Origin of the sequence: Kitasatospora paranensis (assembly GCF_039544005.1) — a bacterium.
Lineage (GTDB): Bacteria > Actinomycetota > Actinomycetes > Streptomycetales > Streptomycetaceae > Kitasatospora > Kitasatospora paranensis.
Genome location: NZ_BAABKV010000001.1, coordinates 2017071 through 2035052, shown reverse-complemented (window position 1 = coordinate 2035052; position 17982 = coordinate 2017071). Strand labels below are relative to the sequence as shown.

The window sequence follows — 17982 nt, the reverse complement described above, 5'->3', positions numbered from 1 at the left end:
ACGGTTCCTACGGCTCGACGGTCACTGCTCGGCCCGGTGCTCCCCGGTGGCCTCGCCGTGCTCGTCCTGCTCCTCGTACTCCGCCGGGGCAGGCAGCGCCGCCAGGTAGGTGGAGGCGATCAGCTGACCGACCGTCGGGTAGGCGCCGAGCGGGGCGGCGCTCGGGCAGCCGGTCTCCTCCGCGGCGGTCGCCAGCAGCTCGGAGTCGGCCTCCGGGCCGATCACCAGCGGGGCGAGCGCGGGGCGCTCGGAGCCGGTGGCCTTCAGGTGGTCGACCGCGGCGGCGACCGAGCCCGGGACGTCCAGGGCGGCGGCCACGACCGGCACCGCGAGGCGGGCCGCCAGCAGCACACCGGTGATCCCGGCGGCGGCTGCCGCGTCCTCGCCGCCGACAGTGGTCAGGACCACGCCGTCCGCGGCGGTCGCGATCGCGAACAGCCGCGCCCGGTCGGCGCGGGCCAGCCCGGCCTCGGACAGCCGGACGTGGACGGCCTCCGCCAGCAGCGGGTGCGGGCCCAGGGGGTCGGTGACCTCGGCGCCCGCGGCGGCCGCGACCTCGTACAGCTCCGTCAGGAAGCCGTGCGGGCCGGACACCAGCGGGACGACGACAGGGGCGGGCGCGCCGTTGCCGGCGGCCATGGCCAGGAGATCGGCGACGGTCGGCGCATCGGCGGACTCGTCGGCCAGGTAGCCGGCGGCGATCTCGATGCCCGGCTGCTCGCCGCGCACGATGGACAGCAGCTCGTCGACGAGCGGCCGGGCCTCGGGGCCGGCGGTGGCCGGCACGGCCAGCAGCAGGGCCGGGGAGCCCGACGGGATCTCGGGACGCTCGGGACGGCGGTGGCGCCCCCGCGCACGGGAGCCTGGCGTACGGACGGGCAGTGGCGCGCCCGGGATGGCTGCGGTGCTCATGGCGGAGATCGTAGGACATTGCGGCGGTCGGGCGGCAGCCGGATCCCGCCACGGACTGCTCCCGGCCCTCCAAAACGGGACATAGTTCGCGAAGTCACGTTGATCCGGTGGCACGGGTGAGTGATGCGGCTCACAGTGGCGGTTGTGACTGCGCGTGAGTTCGCATCCGGCCCGCGAAGATCAACAACGCGCAGGCCGATCCGCACGCACGGTGATCATTTACGGGGTCATGCGCCCTGGTATGTCCGTCTTTGTCGTCCGAACGGTCCCCTCGATGGGTGCGGGATCCGTACCAAATGCACGCGCAATGTCCTGTGCTGATGCACGTGCACCCGAGCTATCATCACGTCAAGTGAGGCAGTCGCCGATTACTCGGGGAGAGATGATGAGCGAGACCTACAACGGCATGGCGGCCACGGAACTCGACGGTGTGGTCTGGCAGAAGAGTCTGCACAGCAACTCGCAGGGCAACTGCGTGGAGTTCGCCGCTCTCCCCGGGGGTGACGTCGCGATGCGCAACTCGCGCTTCCCCGAAGGTCCTGCCCTGATCTACACGCGTGCGGAGATAACCGCGATGCTGCTTGGTGCGAAGGACGGGGAGTTCGACCACCTGGCGGGCTGACTGCCTGTCGGAACAACGTCTTTGGGGCCGTCGTGGGGACCGACCGCGGCGGCCCTGGTGCGTCCGGGTCCCGCCGGGTGAAGCGGCGGGCGGAAGGCGGACGAAGAGCGACGGGAGGCGGGCGGAAGGCCGAAAGGCCGGCCGGGCGTCGACGGCGCTGTGCGGTCGGGGGTGCTGCGCCGTCGGCAGCGCTGAGTGTCGGCGGGACTGCCGCGCGCAGAAGGGCCGGGGCCGGGCCGATTCCACCCGGCGGCTCGGTGGTGGAGGTGGCCTCGGTTGTCCGGGCTCCGGGGGCCGGGTCTCCGGGTGGGGGAGACGGGATGCGGAGTGGACCGTCCGGTCAGACCGCCCGCCGGTGCCGACCTGCGGTCGGCTCCTCGGGCGTGGCGTCGAAGAGGGCCCAGACGACCTTCCCCGCGCCGGCCAGCGGATGCCAGCCCCACGAGGTGCTGAAGGAGTCCACCAGGTGCAGCCCCCGGCCGGACTCCGCGACGAAGTCGGCCTCGCGGGCAACCGGCCCCTGGCTGCTGGGGTCGCTCACGGCACAGACCACCTGGGGCGAGCGGTGCACCAGGCTGATGCGGATCGGGGTGCGGTAGTCCGCCGGGTGGGTGCGGCCCGGCTGGGCGGGCACCTGACAGAGCCGGTCGCCCGGACCGTCGGCGGACGCGCCTATCGCGTGCCGGAGCGCGTTGGTGACGAGCTCCGAGGCAACCAGGGCGACATCGTCGAAGAGTGCGCCGAGCCCCCAGCCCTGCAGGGTCGATCTCGCGAAGTCGCGGGCGGACCGAACGGCTTCGAGTCGAGGAGTGAGCGTGCAACTGGCCACGAAGGGATCGACAGCGATGGCCGTACCGGTGCCCATGAAGAGCTCCTCCCATAAGGGGGCGGACACGGCTGGACCCACCCGGGTCATGCCGGTCACCTCCGACTCGCTCGGCCGCTCGGCCGCGCGACCCACCGCCCGCACGCGCACACGAACTCCCGGCCGCACAGGGGGCGGCCGGGAGGGTGTGCGGTGTCGCGCGTGGGGTCGACGCGGTGTCCGCGGGGTTGTCAGGTCCGTGCAGGTGCACGTGCACCATGGTCCTCTGCGCTCACTGCAGATGCAAGAGTCGATTCACGTGCAGCCGCACGATTGGCATATGCAAGACCCAGATGCACGTGCAAGATGGTGGATGTGATGCAGAACTGGTAGATCGTTGCGCCACTAAGGGCACCGAGAGTTCCCAACTGATGGCAGACTGTGCGCTGTTTGACCCGAGGTGGAGGTTTCCGACCGCATGACCACAGTTCAGCCCGGTGGGGGCTCGATGGTGCGCCGTATCCTCCTCGGCTCCCAACTGCGCCGCCTGCGCGAGGGCCGCGGCATCACCCGCGAGGACGCCGGCTACACCATCCGCGCGTCCGAGTCCAAGATCAGTCGCATGGAGCTCGGCCGCGTCTCCTTCAAGGAGCGGGACGTCGCCGACCTGCTCAGCCTCTACGGCGTCGTCGACCCCGAGGAGCGCGAGGCGCTGCTCGGGCTCGTCCGGGAGGCCAACAAGTCCGGTTGGTGGCACAGCTTCAACGACGTGCTGCCCGGCTGGTTCCAGACCTACGTCGGCCTGGAGGAGGCCGCCGCGCTGATCCGCACGTACGAAGTGCAGTTCATCCCCGGGCTGTTGCAGTCCGAGGAGTACGCGCGCGCCGTCTTCGGTCAGAGTCGGCCCGTGATCAACGACGTCGAACTGGAGCGCCGCGTGGGCCTGCGGGCGCAGCGGCAGAAGGTGCTGACGGACGGTCAGGGGCCGCGGTTGTGGGCGGTCATCGACGAGGCCGCCCTGCGCCGGCCGGTCGGCGGGCCGAAGGTGATGCGCGGACAGGTCCAGCACCTGATCGACATGGCCGAGCAGCCCAACGTCGTCGTCCAGGTGATGCCGTTCCGCTTCGGCGCCCACGCCGGTGAGAGCGGCGCCTTCTCCATCCTGCGGTTCCCCGAGCAGGACCTCGCCGACGTCGTGTACCTGGAGCAGCTCACCACGGCGCTCTACCTGGACAAGCGCGACGACGTGGACGCCTACATCCAGGTCATGGAGCGGCTCTGCGTGGACAGTCTCACCCCGGACCGCACGGTCGAACTCCTCGCGTCCATCCTCAAGGACGGCTGACCCTCCGCGTCCGGCCCGCGCCCCCGGGAGCCGCGGCGCCCCGAGGAGCCTTGCCCCCTGCCCGTCGGCGTGGGGCGTCAGGAGCGCTCCAGGGGCGGTGTGCGCTCCGGTGCCCGTGGCTGCGGCGGTGAGCCCAGCTCCCACGCAAGCCCGTAGCGGGCGAAGAGGTCGGCCCGGATCGGTGCCAGCGGCACCGAGGCCCCCGGGAGCAGTACGCCTATGCAGCCGCCCATCAGGGCGCTGCGGAGCACCGCGTGCTCGGCGATCGGATCCGGCGCTCCCCAGTCCGACAGCAGCCCCCGCAGGATCGCACCGAGCTGCTGCTGCTCCGGATCCTGGACGAACGCGCCGACGTCCGGGTCGAGGATCAGCGCCAGGTGGGACCGCATCACCCGCGGGTGCTCCATGGCGAGGCCCAGGACGGCGTCGATCGCCCGGGCCAGCCGGGCCTCCGGACAGGCGTCGGGCGGCAGTTCGGCGAGCGCCGCCGCGAGCTCCAGGTGCATCAGGCGATGCGTCGCCGACTGCATCAGAAGTCGTTTGCCGTCGAAGTAGTAGGAGACCAGACCGCGCGCCAACCCGGCATGTTCGGCTATGTCGCCGAGCGTCGTCCCCGCATATCCGCGCTGGTCGACGAGCTCCACGGTGGCGCGCATGATCCGACGGCGGGACCGGCGTCTCATCTCCTCATTGACCGATTCCCCGCGAGGTGCCATCGTGTCTGCTCCGTACGTTGACTGGCTCCCGGCCAATATACTGGCCGAGCCGCCTGCCACGTGGCCGTACCCGAAAGCTCGGGCGGCCGGCAGCAGGGCGTGCGGGTGCGGCCCGGTTCCACCAACACGGGGGTTTGGTGGAACCGGGCCGTCCGCGCGCGCCGGGGCACGGGGTCGCGGTGGTGGCTCAGCGCCCCGTCAGCACCCTCCCTTCGGTGGTCGCCCCCGCCGCCGTGGTGCTCTGCGGGAGCCCGACAGCCCGGACGGTACCCGCCGGGGAGCCGTCGAGGTCGATGGCGCCGGCTGTAGTGGCTGCGGTGGTCGTGCCGGCGGTGGCGACGCCTGCGGTCGTGGCGGCGGTGGTGCCGGGGGTGGTGGCAATGTTGTGCGCCTTGGACGCCCGGCGCCGCTCCAGCACCCAGCCGTAAGCGGCCACGAGCAGGCCGGCCAGCGCGACCCCGGTCACCAGCACCAGCGCGGGCCGGTACCCGTCCAGTTGGCCCCGCGGACTCTGGTCGCCGCCACTGCCCGCGGTGATCACCGCGGTCACCGCGGCCAGCACGATCGCGCTGCCGATCTGCATCGCCGTGTTGACCAGCCCCGAGGCCAGGCCCTGTTCGTCGTCGGAAACACCGCTGGTGGCCGCGATGTTGGCGGACGGGAAGGCCAGGGCGAAGCCGAGGCCGAGCAGCACCATGCTGGGCAGGACCAGGGCGACGTAGCCCGAGTGCTCGCCGAGCCGCAGGAACAGGGTGTAGCCGGCAGTGAGGAACAGCAGGCCGAGCGGCAGCAGTCGGGCGGTGCCGAAGCGGTCCACCACGGCTCCCATCCGGGTGGCCGAGAGGGCCACCAGCGCGCCGGTCGGCAGGAAGCCGAGCGCCATCTCCAGCGCGGACCATCCGAGCAGTCGCTGCAGGTACAGCGTGGCGATGAACTGGAAGCCCGCGTACGACCCGAAGAGGGCGAAGGCGGTGATGTCCGCGCGGCTGACGCCGCCGTTGCGGAAGATCCCGAGCCGGACCAGCGGGTGCGCGGTGCGCGACTCGATCACCAGGAAGAGCGCCATCAGGACCGCCACGACGAGGAGCGAGCCCAGCGTCCGGGCGCTCGCCCAGCCGACGCTCTGCGCCTGCGTCACGGTGTAGACGAGCAGGAGCAGGGAGCCGGTGCCGGTGACGGCCCCCGCGAGGTCGTAGCCGCCCCTGCCCCGCTCGGGGGCGGGCTGCCGGGGCAGCAGGCGCACGGCGAAGGCCAGGGCCAGCAGTGCGACGGGGACGGGCATCAGGAATGTCCACCGCCATCCGGCGGAGGTCAGCAGGCCGCTCAGGACGAGGCCGAGCGAGAACCCGCTGGCGCCGCAGGTGGTGTAGATGGAGAGCGCCCGGTTGCGGGCCGGGCCCTCCGCGAAGGTCGTCGTGATGATGGACAGGCCGGCCGGTGCGGTGAAGGCGGCACTGACCCCCTTGAGGAAGCGCGTGGCGATCAGCAGGCCGCCGTCGTCGACCAGCCCCCGAGGAGCGAGGCCCCGGCGAAGACCGCGAGGGCGGCCAGGAACACCCGGCGGCGCCCCAGCAGGTCCGCCGCGCGGCCGCCGAGCAGCAGCAGCCCGCCGTACCCGAGGACGTAGCCGCTGACCACCCACTGGAGCGCGGTGGTGGAGAGGTGGAGGTCGGTGCCGATGGAGGGCAGGGCCACGCCCACCATCGAGACGTCGAGGGCGTCGAGGAAGAGTGCTGCGCAGAGGACGACGAGGGTGCCCCACAGGCGTGGACTCCAGCCCCCGGTCGTCGACGGATCGTCAGATGCGGTCGTCATGGTCCGAGACTACATGCGTATGCATTCAATGCAAGGAGATTTAATGCTCCCGCATTAAATGAGCGGACATGTGCTAGCCTGGTGCCGTGGCTGAACCAGACATCGCTCCGGAATCGGCGCTCGTGTTCGAGTGGCGTGACGTGCTGGCGCGGCATGCCGCCGTGTCGTGTGCACTGGATCGCGCCCTGGGCGAGCAGTACGGCCTGGGCATGAGCGAGTTCGAGGTGCTCGAGCGGCTGTGGGAGAGCGAGGCGGAGTCCGGCCCCGGCAAGCTCCGGGTGCAGGACGTCGGCCAGACGGTGCACCTCAGCCAGAGCGCCCTCTCCCGGCTGATCGGGCGTCTGGAGAAGGCCGGTCTGGTCGAGCGCGCGATGTGCGAACTCGACCGGCGCGGCATCTTCGTGGCGCTCACCGACGACGGGCGCGCCCGCTATCTGGAGGCCCGGCCGCTGCACCGCGAGGTGCTCGGCCGCACCCTGGGCTGACGCCGCCCGGCCGCGACCGCAGGCACCTCCGGCGCGTCTGCCGGGGTCCGTCCGTCCGGCGGGGCTTGCCGCGGCCTGCCCGCAGTGGTCTACCTACAACGGCATGCCCGCAACGGCCTGCCTACAGCAGTGCGCCGATTCCCGGCGCCAGCGCGATCAGCACGGCCGCGGTCGGTGCGATGAGCGCCGCCAGCGTCAACCGCAGCCGGTGGTGGACGGGCAGGCGCGGCTCCCCGGCGAGCAGTCGGTCGACGCGCCGCGGCGCCTGGGCGAGCTGCTGGGGCGGGCACGAACCGAACACGCCGCGCCCGGTATTGATCTCCGCCAGGGCGAGTGCGGTGGTGATCCGCCCGTGCTTGCGCGCCGCCCTGTCGTCCGCCGCCAGCTCGACCAGCTCGCCCACCTGGTCACGGAAGGCGGAGAACACCCCCACCCCGGGGAATCCGGTGGCGAGCGCCTCGGCGCACTGGGCGAGCCAGTGGTGCCGGGCCCGGACGTGGCCGCGTTCGTGGCTGAGCACCGCGGCCAGCTCACGGTCGGTCAGCTGCTGGAGCGCCCCCGTGGTGACCACCAGGCGGGACTTCGCGCCGGGCAGCGACCACGCCTCCGGGCGGACGTTCTCCAGCACCACAAGGCGTTCGCCGGCGCGCCGCGACGTCGTCAGGCCGGCGGGCAGCTCCGGTGCGCGGTGGTCGAGTTGGGCCTGCCGGGCGCCGCGCAGCGCGCGCGCCGAGCGGACTTCGCGGGTCAGGGCGACGGCGGTCTGGAGGCCGCCGAGCGCGAGGAGGGTCGCGGTCAGCCGCCCCCACCCCTCGGCGCCGGCCAGTCCGTACGCGGCCTCCACACCGTGCGGCGCGCCCGTGAACACCAGAGCCCGGAGTGCCGGGAGCGCGGCGGTGCAGGCGAGGAGCAGACCGAGGCCGCAGCAGAGCAGAACGGCTACCACCAGGCACTGCCAGGCGAGCAGGGCCAGCACCGGTTCTCGCTCGGCCCAGCGGGCCCGGGCCAGCCGGCCCGGCGCCATCGTGGCGAGCAGCAGTCCGAGCAGCAGCAGGCTCAGCAGGGCCGTCATGGCAGGGGCTCCCCCGAGGAGGGATCAGGAGCGCGACAGTGCGCTGCCCCCAACCTATGCGCCCGACGCCGCCTGCGAGAAGGCTTTGCCCGGCCAGTGACCAACGACACCCCGTCAGAGCGTCAACAGCATGGCGAACATTCCGATCCCCATCCCCACCCGGCATGCCCGCACCGCGCCGCCGGCCAGTCCGCCGACGGCCCGCCGGCCCGGCGACCGGTCTCCTGACCGGAGCGCACCCACCGGGCTGCCGCCCGCCGCGGGCACCCCCGCCATGGCAGCCGTGAGCGGACGCCGGCCGTCGCCCGGTGCCGAGAGCATCCGGCTGCCCGCCCAGAGCGAGTAGCCACCGAAGTAGAGCAGGAGGGACCCGGTCAGCACCGGCAGCCCGGCCGGTGCGCCGTGGTGGTGGTGTCCGGGCGCGGACGCCATCGCCAGCGCCATGTAGGCCATGGCGCATGCGCCGACCCCGTGGTGCATCCGGTGGGCGCGACCCCCGTGCGCTCCCACCGCTCCCACCGCTCCCACCAGCAGGTACCCGCCCAGCACGGCGAAGAACCAGCCCCAGAGCACCCCCGGGAGCACCGCCATGCCGGCCATCCCCAGCCCCATGGCCGCCTCGGCGGCGTCCGATGCCCGGTGTTCCCCGCGGCACGCGGGGTCGCGCAGCCGCACCACGCACAGCCCCGCCGAGCCGACGGCCAGCCCCGCCAGCAACCAGGTGACGACGGCCGGTCCGTGCATCGGCGTCCCCTCTCGACCGGTGCGTACCGGCCCGCAGAGCGGGCCGTACGTCCACGATCACCGATCGGGCGGACGGACAGCAGGGCGCGCAGGGGGCGCACGGTGGTGCCGCAGCGGCTGCTCGGGCGCGCGGGACGCCCGCGCCGCCGGTGGCCGGTGCTTCCTCGGCGGCCCGGTGTCGCACGTCGACAGGGTGGCGGGTCGGTCGGGGTCGGACAGGACGGGGCAGAACCGGGCGGGGCAGTGCGGGGAGGGCAGGGCAGCGAAGGAGCGGCCGGGCAGCCCCCGCCCTGCCCGGGTGGCGGAGCGGCGGGGTGCGCGGGATGGTCGGCGTACGGCACGGTTCCGCGCCCGGAGCCGGGGCGGCAGGCAGCTGACCGGTCCCGGTCCGGACACGGGCCTGGACAGGGGCCGGTTCACGGCGCCGTCCGCGGCAGGGTCCTCAGCCCCGGTTCCGGTGCGGCGGGCGGCCCCAACGGCCCCTCGTACGACGGATCCTGCGGTCTGCGGGCTCATTCGCCGCAGGATTGCCCGGCTGACCCCCTTGAACAGAAGAACCTTTCGTATCTATGGTGTCATTGTCGAAACATCTCCTGTCGAAGTGAGTCTCAGATGCAGAATCTTTCGCCGACGCTCGCCGCAGCTGGCGATGCTTCCGCCTCTCCGGCCGGCCACCAGGCCTGGCTGCGCCTGAAGGACGCCGTCGAGGCCCTCCGCCCGCTGCAGTCCAAGGACGGCTCCATCGACCTGGCCGCGGTGCAGCGGCACACCGTCGACCCGCTGGTCGCGGACGTCCTCTCCGCGGTCGAGGAGCTCACCCCGCTCTTCCCGCACGACGCCGCCTACCTCACGGCTGTCCTCGCCGACCTGCGCAAGTGGGCCGACACCGGCTACCGCGAGCCCGACTTCCTCGACTCGCTGCTGGCGTTCCAGCCGGCCGAGCAGCGTGAGGACGGCCTGGAGCACCTCGTCGTCTTCCCGATGTACACCCAGAACGGCAACCCGAACCGCAACCTCGAGGCCGTCCTGCTGAAGGTCGTCTGGCCCGACTGGCTGGCGGAGCTGGAGCGCACGCGCTTCGACAACCCGATGTTCGTGCCGATCACCTTCACCGACTTCACGGCCGGCTACGACACCAACTCCGCGGTGCTCTTCCCGGAGACGGTGGCCGTCCGCAAGGCGCCGGAACGTTTCACCTGGGGCGGCATCTTCTGCGACCGCGAGGCCGCGCGCTTCCGCGCCGTCTCCACCTCCGCCGTCGAGCTGCTCGGCCTGGAGATCCCCGCCGACGCGACCGGCCTCCTGGAGGACCAGGACCGCGCCCAGCAGACCTTCGTCCTGTGGGACCTCGTCCACGACCGGACCCACAGCCACGGCGACCTGCCGTTCGACCCCTTCATGATCAAGCAGCGCAGCCCGTTCTGGATGTACGGCCTGGAGGAGCTCCGCTGCGACCTCACCGCCTTCAAGGAGGCGGTGAAGCTGGAGGCCGAGGGCTACAAGCAGGGCCGCGACGTCCAGTACGCGATCCTCTTCGACCGGATGTTCCGCTTCCCGGTCAGCGGTGACCGCGTCCGCAACTACGACGGCATGGGCGGCCAGCTGCTCTTCGCCTACCTGCACAAGCACGACGCGCTGCGCTGGCGGGACAACCGGCTCTCCATCGACTGGAACCGGGTCGCCGAGGTCACCAACCAGCTCTGCGGCGAGATCGAGACCCTCTACCGGGACGGCATCGACCGCCCGAAGACGGCCCACTGGATCGCCGCCTACCAGCTGGTCTCCCGCTACCTCACCCCCACCCGGCCTCCACCTGGGCCAAGGGCTCCGAGGCGCTGCCGCTCGACATCGCCGACGGCAAGGCCCTCAACAAGGCGCTGTGCGACGCGGTCATGCCCGATGAGTTCCCGCTCAGCATGTTCTACGAGGCCCTCGCCAAGAAGCTCGGCGGCGTCATCGCCGCCACCACCGGCATCACCGGCGCCGGTATCCAGGGAATCGCCGCGTGACGCCGCAGGCTCCGGCCGGCCCGCTCACGGGCAAGGTCGTCGCCGTCGCCGGCGCCACCGGCCCGGCCGGCCGCGCGACCCTGCGCCGCCTCGCCGCGGACGGTGCCACCGTCGTCGCCGCGGGCACCGATGCGCGCCGCCTGGACGCCGTGCTCGACGCGACCCGTGCCGCCGTGCGCGGTGCCGCGGTGAGCGGCCAGGTCATCGACCTCCTCGACCCGCAGGAGGTCCACGACTGGGCGGACCACCTGGAGGCCGAACACGGCCACGTCGACGGCGTGTTCCACCTGGTCGGCGGCTGGCGCGGCAGCAAGTCCTTCTTCGAGACCCGTATAGACGACTGGGACTGGCTGCAGGACCGCGTCGTCCGCACGCTCCAGCACACCTCGCTGGCCTTCCAGCCGGCGCTCGTGCGCGCGGAGGCCGGCCGGTACGCGATGATCTCCGCGACCGCGGCGCACAAGCCGACCGCGGGTGGCGCGGCCTACGCCGCGGCGAAGGCGGCCACCGAGGCCTGGACGCTGTCGATGGCGAACTCCTTCGTGAAGGAGACCACCGCGGCCGACGGCGTCCCCACCGCGGCAGCTGCCATCCTGGTGATCAAGGCACTGGTCACCGCGGAGATGCGGGCCGAGAAGCCGGACGCGAAGTTCGCCGGCTTCACCGATACCGTCGACCTGGCCGACACCCTCGCGGGCCTCTGGGCCCGCCCCGCAGCTGAACTGAACGGACAGCACCTGTGGCTCACAGCCCGATGAACGCCGCCGACGTCCACACCGACGCGGTCCGGCACCACGACCCCGCCGTCCGCGGCTTCGCGAGCGACAACTACGCGGGCGTGCACCCGGAGATCCTGGCCGCGATCGCGCTGGCCAACGGCGGCCACCAGGTCGCCTACGGCGAGGACGACTACACCGCGCACCTCCAGGACGTCTTCCGGCGGCACTTCGGCGAGAAGGCCGAGGCCTTCCCGGTCTTCAACGGCACCGGTGCCAACGTGGTCGCCCTGCAGGCACTGCTGCCCCGATGGGGTGCGGTCGTCGCGGCCGAGACCGCCCACATCAACGTGGACGAGTGCGGCGCCCCGGAGAAGGTCGCCGGCATCAAGATCCACACGGTTCCCACGCCGGACGGCAAGCTCACCCCCGAGCTCATCGACCGCCAGGCCTGGGGCTGGGACGACGAGCACCGCGCGCAGCCGCTCGCGGTCTCGCTGACCCAGAGCACCGAGCTCGGCACGCTGTACACGGCCGACGAGATCAAGGCCATCTGCGACCACGCGCACGAGCACGGCATGCTCGTCCACGTCGACGGATCGCGCCTCGCGAACGCGGCGGCGAGCCTGGACCGCCCGTTCCGCGAGTTCACCACGGACGCCGGCGTCGACATCCTGTCGTTCGGCGGCACCAAGAACGGCCTGCTGCTCGGCGAGGTCGTGGTCGTGCTGAACCCGGAGCGCGTCCGCAACCTCAAGTACCTGCGCAAGATGTCGATGCAGCTCGCCTCCAAGATGCGCTTCGTCTCCGTGCAGTTCGAGGCCCTCCTCTCCGGCGACCTGTGGCTGCGCAACGCGGGGCACGCGAACGCGATGGCCAAGCGCCTGGAGACGGCCGTCCGCGGCATCGAGGGCGTGACGGTCGTCCGCCCGGTGCAGGCCAACGCCGTCTTCGCGCTGCTCCCGCGCGAGGTCAGTGAGCGGCTCCAGAAGCGCTACCGCTTCTACTTCTGGGACGAGCACACCGGCGAGGTGCGCTGGATGGCCGCTTTCGACACCACCGAGGCCGACATCGACGCCTTCGCGACCGCGATCGCGGAGGAGATGGGCCGCGCCTGACAGCGGGCCCGGCATCACCGGAGGAGCCCCGGCACGGAACCCGTGCCGGGGCTCCTCGCGCTCCCGCGCCCTGTGCCGGCCCGGCTTCGGAGGCCCCGGGCGAGGGGCCGGCCGGGTCGTTTGCATCCGCCCGGCGTTGGGCGTAGTGTTCACTGGTCGCTCGGCTGGGAGCACCGGACACGCATCTGCGCGGACGGTCCCGGGGCGGCCAATCCCTTGAAACACCACTTCCCGGTTCCGTGGCTGGGTCGCGTTTTGTCGCGTCCCTGTGCGAATTCGGCGTGGGCGTTTATATGGATTGCGGTCGGATTCGCCTTTCGGGGCGGGGATCGGCTAAGGTTTGAAACGTCGGAAGGGGCCGCGAGGCGCCGGAAGGCAAGTGGTTCGAAAGCAAGTCGGGAAAGAGCACGAGCTCGGATCTGATAAGCTGGGAACACGAAAGAGCGAAACGCCCGGAGGGTCCGCTGGAAGGCGGTCCGAAGGAAGTGTCCGTTCCTTGAGAACTCAACAGCGTGCCAAAAGTCAACGCCAGATATGTTGACATCCCCGGCCCCGGATTTTCTGGGGTTGGAGATTCCTTTTGAAGTAACAAACACAGCGAGGACGCAGTGCGCGGGGTTCACCTCATTCCGGTGACCGCCGTGCCGCTCAACGCGGGTGTGAACCCGATTACGGGTAATCATTCACGGAGAGTTTGATCCTGGCTCAGGACGAACGCTGGCGGCGTGCTTAACACATGCAAGTCGAACGGTGAAGCCCTTCGGGGTGGATCAGTGGCGAACGGGTGAGTAACACGTGGGAAATCTGCCCTGCACTCTGGGACAAGCCTTGGAAACGAGGTCTAATACCGGATATGACCTGCTCCTGCATGGGGGTGGGTGGAAAGCTCCGGCGGTGCAGGATGATCCCGCGGCCTATCAGCTTGTTGGTGGGGTAATGGCCTACCAAGGCGACGACGGGTAGCCGGCCTGAGAGGGCGACCGGCCACACTGGGACTGAGACACGGCCCAGACTCCTACGGGAGGCAGCAGTGGGGAATATTGCACAATGGGCGAAAGCCTGATGCAGCGACGCCGCGTGAGGGATGACGGCCTTCGGGTTGTAAACCTCTTTCAGCAGGGAAGAAGCGCAAGTGACGGTACCTGCAGAAGAAGCACCGGCTAACTACGTGCCAGCAGCCGCGGTAATACGTAGGGTGCGAGCGTTGTCCGGAATTATTGGGCGTAAAGAGCTCGTAGGCGGCCTGTCGCGTCGGATGTGAAAGCCCGGGGCTTAACCCCGGGTCTGCATTCGATACGGGCAGGCTAGAGTGTGGTAGGGGAGATCGGAATTCCTGGTGTAGCGGTGAAATGCGCAGATATCAGGAGGAACACCGGTGGCGAAGGCGGATCTCTGGGCCATTACTGACGCTGAGGAGCGAAAGCGTGGGGAGCGAACAGGATTAGATACCCTGGTAGTCCACGCCGTAAACGTTGGGAACTAGGTGTTGGCGACATTCCACGTCGTCGGTGCCGCAGCTAACGCATTAAGTTCCCCGCCTGGGGAGTACGGCCGCAAGGCTAAAACTCAAAGGAATTGACGGGGGCCCGCACAAGCAGCGGAGCATGTGGCTTAATTCGACGCAACGCGAAGAACCTTACCAAGGCTTGACATACACCGGAAACGGCCAGAGATGGTCGCCCCCTTGTGGTCGGTGTACAGGTGGTGCATGGTTGTCGTCAGCTCGTGTCGTGAGATGTTGGGTTAAGTCCCGCAACGAGCGCAACCCTTGTTCTGTGTTGCCAGCATGCCTTTCGGGGTGATGGGGACTCACAGGAGACTGCCGGGGTCAACTCGGAGGAAGGTGGGGACGACGTCAAATCATCATGCCCCTTATGTCTTGGGCTGCACACGTGCTACAATGGCCGGTACAAAGGGCTGCGATGCCGCGAGGCGGAGCGAATCCCAAAAAGCCGGTCTCAGTTCGGATTGGGGTCTGCAACTCGACCCCATGAAGTTGGAGTTGCTAGTAATCGCAGATCAGCATGCTGCGGTGAATACGTTCCCGGGCCTTGTACACACCGCCCGTCACGTCACGAAAGTCGGTAACACCCGAAGCCGGTGGCCTAACCCTTGGGAGGGAGCCGTCGAAGGTGGGACCAGCGATTGGGACGAAGTCGTAACAAGGTAGCCGTACCGGAAGGTGCGGCTGGATCACCTCCTTTCTAAGGAGCACATGGCCGGTTGCGAGCGAATGTCTCGCACGGTTGCTCATGGGTGGAACGTTGACTATTCGGCACATCGAGTATGGGTCTGTCAGTACTGCTCCTCCGGGGGCGTGGAACGCGGGGACCGCTTGGTGGGTCGGGCACGCTGTTGGGTCCTGAGGGAACGATTTTTTCGTTCGCCTCTGGGATGCCGGCCTCACTTGACGCACTGTTTCGGTGTGGAGGGTGGGTGTCTGGTCGTTGTTTGAGAACTGCACAGTGGACGCGAGCATCTGTGGCCAAGTTTTTAAGGGCGCACGGTGGATGCCTTGGCACCAGGAACCGATGAAGGACGTGGGAGGCCGCGATAGGCCCCGGGGAGCTGTCAACCGAGCTTTGATCCGGGGGTGTCCGAATGGGGAAACCCGGCAGTCGTCATGGGCTGTCACCCATACCTGAACACATAGGGTATGTGGAGGGAACGCGGGGAAGTGAAACATCTCAGTACCCGCAGGAAGAGAAAACAACCGTGATTCCGGGAGTAGTGGCGAGCGAAACCGGATGAGGCTAAACCTGATACGTGTGAGACCCGGCAGGGGTTGCGTATGAGGGGTCGTGGGAAAGTTCTTCAGTCGTCTGCCGGCGGCTGGGTGAGTCAGAAACCGTTGGTGTAGTCGAAGGACATGCGAAAGGTCCGGCGTAGAGGGTAAGACCCCCGTAGACGAAACATCAGCGGCTCACTTGAGCTTCTCCCAAGTAGCACGGAGCCCGAGAAATTCCGTGTGAATCTGGCGGGACCACCCGCTAAGCCTAAATATTCCCTGGTGACCGATAGCGGATAGTACCGTGAGGGAATGGTGAAAAGTACCGCGGGAGCGGAGTGAAATAGTACCTGAAACCGTGTGCCTACAAGCCGTGGGGGCAGTCTTCGGACTGTGACTGCGTGCCTTTTGAAGAATGAGCCTGCGAGTTTGCGGTGTGTAGCGAGGTTAACCCGTGTGGGGTAGCCGTAGCGAAAGCGAGTCCGAATAGGGCGTTACAGTTGCATGCCCAAGACCCGAAGCGGAGTGATCTAGCCATGGGCAGGTTGAAGCGCGGGTAAGACCGTGTGGAGGACCGAACCCACCAGGGTTGAAAACCTGGGGGATGACCTGTGGTTAGGGGTGAAAGGCCAATCAAACTCCGTGATAGCTGGTTCTCCCCGAAATGCATTTAGGTGCAGCGTCGTGTGTTTCTTGCCGGAGGTAGAGCACTGGATAGGCGATGGGCCTCACCGGGTTACTGACCTTAGCCAAACTCCGAATGCCGGTAAGTGAGAGCACGGCAGTGAGACTGTGGGGGATAAGCTCCATGGTCGAGAGGGAAACAGCCCAGAACACCGACTAAGGTCCCTAAGCGTGTGCTAAGTGGAAAAGGATGTGGAGTCGCAGAGACAACCAGGAGGTTGGCTTAGAAGCAGCCACCCTTGAAAGAGTGCGTAATAGCTCACTGGTCAAGTGATTCCGCGCCGACAATGTAGCGGGGCTCAAGTACACCACCGAAGTCGTGTCATTCACAGAATACGCCCAACGGCGCTGTGGATGGGTAGGGGAGCGTCGTGTGCCGGGTGAAGCAGCGGAGGAATCCAGTTGTGGACGGTTCACGAGTGAGAATGCAGGCATGAGTAGCGATACAAGAGTGGGAAACTCTTGCGCCGATTGACCAAGGGTTCCTGGGTCAAGCTGATCTGCCCAGGGTAAGTCGGGACCTAAGGCGAGGCCGACAGGCGTAGTCGATGGACAACGGGTTGATATTCCCGTACCCGCTTTGAAGCGCCAACGTCGAACCTCTTGATGCTAAGCCCGTGAAGCCGGCCTGGAGTCTTCGGACGAAGGGACGTGGTGGAGCCGGTGACCCAACAGGGTAGTAGGTGAGCGATGGGGTGACGCAGGAAGGTAGTCCAGCCCGGGCGGTGGTAGTCCCGGGGTAAGGGTGTAGGACGAACGGTAGGCAAATCCGCCGTTCACATAGTCTGAGACCTGATGCCGAGCCGATTGTGGTGAAGTGGATGATCCTATGCTGTCGAGAAAAGCCTCTAGCGAGTTTCATGGCGGCCCGTACCCCAAACCGACTCAGGTGGTCAGGTAGAGAATACCGAGGCGTTCGGGTGAACTGTGGTTAAGGAACTCGGCAAAATGCCCCCGTAACTTCGGGAGAAGGGGGGCCAGTCCTGGTGATGACATTTACTGTCTGAGCTGGGGTTGGCCGCAGAGACCAGCGAGAAGCGACTGTTTACTAAAAACACAGGTCCGTGCGAAGCCGTAAGGCGATGTATACGGACTGACGCCTGCCCGGTGCTGGAACGTTAAGGGGACCGGTTAGTCTAGTTTCGACTAGGCGAAGCTGAGAACTTAAGCGCCAGTAAACGGCGGTGGTAACTATAACCATCCTAAGGTAGCGAAATTCCTTGTCGGGTAAGTTCCGACCTGCACGAATGGCGTAACGACTTCTCGACTGTCTCAACCACAGGCCCGGTGAAATTGCATTACGAGTAAAGATGCTCGTTTCGCGCAGCAGGACGGAAAGACCCCGGGACCTTTACTATAGCTTGATATTGGTGTTCGGTTCGGCTTGTGTAGGATAGGTGGGAGGCTTTGAAGCCGTGACGCCAGTCATGGTGGAGCCATCGTTGAAATACCACTCTGGTCGTGCTGGATGTCTAACCTGGGTCCGTGATCCGGATCAGGGACAGTGTCTGGTGGGTAGTTTAACTGGGGCGGTTGCCTCCTAAAGAGTAACGGAGGCGCCCAAAGGTTCCCTCAGCCTGGTTGGCAATCAGGTGTTGAGTGTAAGTGCACAAGGGAGCTTGACTGTGAGACTGACGGGTCGAGCAGGTACGAAAGTAGGGACTAGTGATCCGGCGGTGGCTTGTGGAAGCGCCGTCGCTCAACGGATAAAAGGTACCCCGGGGATAACAGGCTGATCTTCCCCAAGAGTCCATATCGACGGGATGGTTTGGCACCTCGATGTCGGCTCGTCGCATCCTGGGGCTGGAGTAGGTCCCAAGGGTTGGGCTGTTCGCCCATTAAAGCGGTACGCGAGCTGGGTTTAGAACGTCGTGAGACAGTTCGGTCCCTATCCGCTGTGCGCGTAGGAGTGTTGAGAAGGGCTGTCCCTAGTACGAGAGGACCGGGACGGACGAACCTCTGGTGTGCCAGTTGTCCTGCCAAGGGCATGGCTGGTTGGCTACGTTCGGGAGGGATAACCGCTGAAAGCATCTAAGCGGGAAGCCTGCTTCGAGATGAGCACTCCCACCTCCTTGAGAGGGTAAGGCTCCCAGTAGACGACTGGGTTGATAGGCCGGATATGGAAGCCCAGTAATGGGTGGAGTTGACCGGTACTAATAGGCCGAGGGCTTGTCCTCAGTTGCTCGCGTCCACTGTGTTGTTCTGAAACAA

General features: G+C 67.9%; 10 protein-coding genes, 2 rRNA genes and 2 pseudogenes. 8 read left to right on the top strand and 6 right to left on the bottom strand.

Annotated elements, in window-relative coordinates:
- Positions 1-21: 21 nt before the first annotated feature.
- Positions 22-912 (bottom strand): sirohydrochlorin chelatase, encoded by an 891-nt coding sequence (locus ABEB13_RS10170; RefSeq protein WP_345705228.1) that lies wholly within the window; start codon positions 910-912, stop codon positions 22-24.
- A 382-nt stretch (positions 913-1294) separates the two neighbouring features.
- Here ABEB13_RS10170 and ABEB13_RS10165 point away from each other — a divergent pair, with 382 nt between their 5' ends.
- Positions 1295-1534 (top strand): DUF397 domain-containing protein, encoded by a 240-nt coding sequence (locus tag ABEB13_RS10165; protein ID WP_345705227.1) that lies wholly within the window; start codon positions 1295-1297, stop codon positions 1532-1534.
- Between the two features lie 340 nt (positions 1535-1874).
- Here the strand turns inward: ABEB13_RS10165 and ABEB13_RS10160 are convergent, their stop codons facing one another.
- Positions 1875-2399, bottom strand: a complete 525-nt coding sequence (locus ABEB13_RS10160) for an ATP-binding protein (protein ID WP_345705226.1) — start codon at positions 2397-2399, stop codon at positions 1875-1877.
- A 418-nt stretch (positions 2400-2817) separates the two neighbouring features.
- Here ABEB13_RS10160 and ABEB13_RS10155 point away from each other — a divergent pair, with 418 nt between their 5' ends.
- Positions 2818-3684: a helix-turn-helix domain-containing protein gene (locus tag ABEB13_RS10155; protein ID WP_100891116.1), complete on the top strand. Its 867-nt coding sequence runs from the start codon at positions 2818-2820 to the stop codon at positions 3682-3684.
- A gap of 77 nt (positions 3685-3761) precedes the next feature.
- Here ABEB13_RS10155 and ABEB13_RS10150 read toward each other — a convergent pair whose 3' ends face one another.
- Positions 3762-4340 (bottom strand): TetR/AcrR family transcriptional regulator, encoded by a 579-nt coding sequence (locus ABEB13_RS10150; protein ID WP_345705225.1) that lies wholly within the window; start codon positions 4338-4340, stop codon positions 3762-3764.
- A gap of 454 nt (positions 4341-4794) precedes the next feature.
- Positions 4795-6215, bottom strand: a pseudogene (locus ABEB13_RS10145) (MFS transporter); the annotation flags it as partial.
- Positions 6216-6301: 86 nt separating this feature from the next.
- Between ABEB13_RS10145 and ABEB13_RS10140 the strand changes: the two are divergent.
- Positions 6302-6700, top strand: coding sequence for a MarR family winged helix-turn-helix transcriptional regulator (locus tag ABEB13_RS10140; RefSeq protein WP_345705224.1), 399 nt, complete (start codon positions 6302-6304; stop codon positions 6698-6700).
- Positions 6701-6821: 121 nt separating this feature from the next.
- Here ABEB13_RS10140 and ABEB13_RS10135 read toward each other — a convergent pair whose 3' ends face one another.
- Both ABEB13_RS10135 and ABEB13_RS10130 read right to left on the bottom strand, forming a co-directional pair.
- Entirely contained in the window at positions 6822-7772 is a 951-nt protein-coding gene (locus ABEB13_RS10135) for a M56 family metallopeptidase (protein ID WP_345705223.1), read from the bottom strand.
- 114 nt (positions 7773-7886) lie between these two features.
- Entirely contained in the window at positions 7887-8516 is a 630-nt protein-coding gene (locus ABEB13_RS10130) for a DUF5134 domain-containing protein (RefSeq protein ID WP_345705222.1), read from the bottom strand.
- 612 nt (positions 8517-9128) lie between these two features.
- Here ABEB13_RS10130 and ABEB13_RS10125 point away from each other — a divergent pair.
- The 5 genes and pseudogenes from ABEB13_RS10125 to ABEB13_RS10105 all read left to right on the top strand — a co-directional run bounded on the left by ABEB13_RS10125 (position 9129) and on the right by ABEB13_RS10105 (position 17948).
- A pseudogene (locus ABEB13_RS10125) lies at positions 9129-10525 on the top strand (DUF6421 family protein).
- On the top strand, positions 10522-11283 hold the full coding sequence (locus tag ABEB13_RS10120) for an SDR family oxidoreductase (RefSeq protein WP_345705221.1): 762 nt from the start codon (positions 10522-10524) through the stop codon (positions 11281-11283). The pseudogene ABEB13_RS10125 and the gene ABEB13_RS10120 overlap by 4 nt, the downstream one beginning before the upstream one ends.
- Positions 11280-12359, top strand: a complete 1080-nt coding sequence (locus ABEB13_RS10115) for a threonine aldolase family protein (protein ID WP_345709615.1) — start codon at positions 11280-11282, stop codon at positions 12357-12359. The genes ABEB13_RS10120 and ABEB13_RS10115 overlap by 4 nt, the downstream gene beginning before the upstream one ends.
- A 682-nt stretch (positions 12360-13041) precedes the next feature.
- Positions 13042-14563: ribosomal RNA gene (locus tag ABEB13_RS10110) — 16S ribosomal RNA — on the top strand.
- 279 nt (positions 14564-14842) lie between these two features.
- Positions 14843-17948: ribosomal RNA gene (locus ABEB13_RS10105) — 23S ribosomal RNA — on the top strand.
- Together the 16S and 23S rRNA genes form the textbook arrangement of a ribosomal RNA operon.
- Positions 17949-17982 lie beyond the last annotated feature (34 nt).